The sequence below is a fragment of the Nocardioides sp. genome, from assembly GCF_036274455.1.
Lineage (GTDB): Bacteria > Actinomycetota > Actinomycetes > Propionibacteriales > Nocardioidaceae > Nocardioides.
In genome coordinates, this window is the sequence record NZ_DASUFR010000199.1 from 1 (window position 1) to 3092 (window position 3092).

The window sequence follows — 3092 nt, forward strand, 5'->3', positions numbered from 1 at the left end:
AGGGCGGCAGCGGCGAGCGCGACCACGCGCCGCGGCACACCGACCGCGAGTGGCGCCAGGTCTCGGTCAACCACCGCGAGTGCCTCGGCGCAGCCAAGTGCCCGTTCGGCCAGGAGTGCTTCGCCGAGCTGGCCAGGGACAGGGCCCAGCGCTCGCACCTGATCGTCACCAACCACTCGCTGCTGGCGATCGACGCGATCGAGGGCGTGCCGATGATCCCCGACTACGACGTCGTGGTGGTCGACGAGGCACACGAGCTCGTCACCCGGGTCACCCAGGCCGCCACCGACGAGCTGTTCGCGGCCGACGTCGACCGCGCGGCGAAGCGGTCGCAGCGGCACGTCGACGGCAGCGAGGCCGACGACCTCGCCGACGCCGGTGACGCGCTGCGGGTCGCCATCAACGACCTGTCGCCCGGCCGGATCGACGTGCTGCCCGACGCCCTCGGAGACGCGCTGGTCACGGTGCGCGACAGCGCCCGCGCCTGCCTCTCGGCCTATCCCAAGGGCGACGCCGGCGGCGGTGATGCCGACGCGGGGCTCACCCAGGCCAAGGGTGCCGTGCAGGAGGTGTTCGCCACCGCCGAGCGGCTGGCGGCGAACGCCGAGTCCGACGTGTTGTGGGTGACCGAGGGAGCCGAGCACCGGCCACCCCACCTGTGCGTGGCGCCGCTGCAGGTCTGGGGGCCGATGCGCGACAAGCTGCTGACCGACAAGCTCGCCGTCTTCACCAGCGCCACCCTCCGGCTCGGCGGTGACTTCACCGCCGTGGCGTCGAGCTTCGGGCTGAAGCCGGAGGAGAACGTCGAGGCTCCGCAGTTCGCGGGGGCCGCCGTCGAGAGGTCCGACGGCGTCCTGCCCTGGCGCGGCCTCGACGTCGGTAGCCCGTTCGACTACGCCCAGCAGGCGATCCTCTACGTCGCCCGCCACCTCCCGCCGCCCGGCCGGGACGGGCTCGGACGCGCCCAGCTCGACGAGATCGTCGAGCTGGTCGACGCCTGCGAGGGTCGCGCGCTCGGGCTGTTCTCCAGCCGCCGGGCCGCCGAGGCCGCGGCCGACGTGGTGCGCGAACGGCTCCCGCACCTCACCACGCTGGCGCAGGGCGACGCCCAGCTCCCCGAGCTGGCCCGGCAGTTCGTCGACGACCCGCACACCGCGCTGTTCGGCACGCTCTCGCTCTGGCAGGGGCTCGACGTCCCCGGCGACACCTGCCAGCTCGTCCTCATCGACCGGATCCCGTTCCCGCGCCCCGACGACCCGCTGATGAGCGCCCGTCAGCGGGCCGCCGATCGGGCCGGCGGCAACGGCTTCATGCAGGTGGCCGCCACCCACGCCGCGCTGCTGCTGGCCCAGGGCACCGGCCGGCTGATCCGCACCTCCACCGACCGTGGAGTCGTCGCCGTGCTCGACCCGCGGCTGGCGACCGCTCGCTACGGCCGCTTCCTCAAGGCCAGTCTGGCGCCGATGTGGACCACCACCGACCCCGCCGTGGCCCGGCAGGCGCTGGCCCGTCTTGCGGCGGCCGCCCAGTCGGACGCACGGTAGTCGAACGCCCCGAAATCACGGATGAGACGCTGGAGCACATGCCCACGCGCCTCGGACGCTCCGCACTCGTCGCCCTGATCCTCGTCGGGGCGACCGCCTGCGCCGCCAGCCACGCCGGGGCGCCGGCAGCCCGGACGTCGGTCGGCTCGGCGCGGACGACCACGGTGGTCAGCTCGGCTCCGGCGTCCGACGGTGAGGTCGACGGCACCGCCACCGGCGCGGCTGCCCAGGCGCCCGCCGTCACCACGGCCAGGACCACCATCAGCGGCTGCAACACCGATGGTGCGGCGTACGAGGTCTGCTTCTCCTCGCCCGGCACCCACGGCGGCAGCGACCCCGCGGTCGTGCGCCACTTCATCGACATCTTCAAGTCGGCCGGCAAGGGCGACTCGCTGCGGATCGCGATGTTCCGCTGGGACATCCCCGCCACCACCAAGGCGCTCGTCGGCGCCCAGAAGCGCGGCGCCCACGTCGAGATCGTGGCCGACGCCGACATGACCACCAAGCCGGCCGGCCGCTCGGTGATCGCCCAGATCGAGGCGGGCGACCCGATGGCCCGCAACGTCGTGGTCTGCAAGGGCTCCTGCCTCCCGTGGGCCGGCAGCGGCCCGGCCCCGCCCTCGCAGAACGTCAACCACCTCAAGCTCCTGCTCGCCGACGTGGGCGGCAGGAAGTCGGTGATCACCTCCTCGAGCAACTTCGAGGGCCGCCAGTACTCCCAGGTCAACAGCCTCACCCGGGTCTACGACGACGGCTTCTACGCCTACGGGCTGCAGTACTTCCAGCGGCTGCGCGCCCAGAGCTGGAAGGTCGGTGGCGTGGCGTGGTCGGACAAGCAGCGGTCCTACGCCGGCCCACCGAGCGCGATGGTCTACCCCCGCCACGGCGACCTCGTCCTCAACACCCTCAAGTCCGTCCACTGCGCCAAGGGGATGAAGACCGTCGACATCATGGTCGCGGTCATCCAGCGCTACGACGTCCGCGCCCAGATCGGCCGCCTCTGGAACGAAGGCTGCAAGATGCGGATCATCACCACCCGCGACCTGATCGAGAACTGGATCCAGTCGCCGTTCCGCCTCCCCAACGGCAAGCTCGTCGACATCAACAACAACGTCGTCCGCACGATCATCGCCCACGACAAGGTCTACGCGATCCACGCCAAGATCCACGGCAAGGAGCGGTACGTCGTCGTCACCGGCACCAGCAACACCACCTGCGGCGGCATCTTCTACAACGACGAGATGATGCTCCGCCTCGACGGCAAGTGGGCCTTCAAGACCTTCGTCGCCCACGTCACCGACTCCTTCCGCCACGCCCACCAGAGCCGGGTCTCAGCAGTCCCCGTCCAAGCCCACTGTCATTGAGGGTTGTGGGTCTGGGTCTTCGTTCGTGGCACCGTCAGCGGGCCGGGCCCGGGGGCTGTCGCCCCCGGGGCTGCGGCGGCGCGTCGCGGGCAACAGCTGCCAGCGTGGTTGCGTAGCGCTACCCGCGCCGCGGCCAAGCCGCTTTACGCCTCCGGGGGCGCCACCCCCGGTCCCGACCCGCACC

The 3092-nt window shown here is 72.0% G+C and carries 2 protein-coding genes; both read left to right on the forward strand.

Annotation, left to right across the window (positions count from 1 at the left end; all coding sequences use genetic code 11):
• Window positions 1-1544, forward strand: a 1544-nt coding sequence (locus VFV89_RS19770; protein ID WP_329707689.1) for an ATP-dependent DNA helicase, incomplete at its 5' end; no start/stop codon positions are given.
• Between the two features lie 38 nt (window positions 1545-1582).
• A complete protein-coding gene (locus VFV89_RS19775) occupies window positions 1583-2908 on the forward strand; it encodes a phospholipase D-like domain-containing protein (protein WP_329707690.1) in 1326 nt (441 codons plus the stop codon).
• Window positions 2909-3092 lie beyond the last annotated feature (184 nt).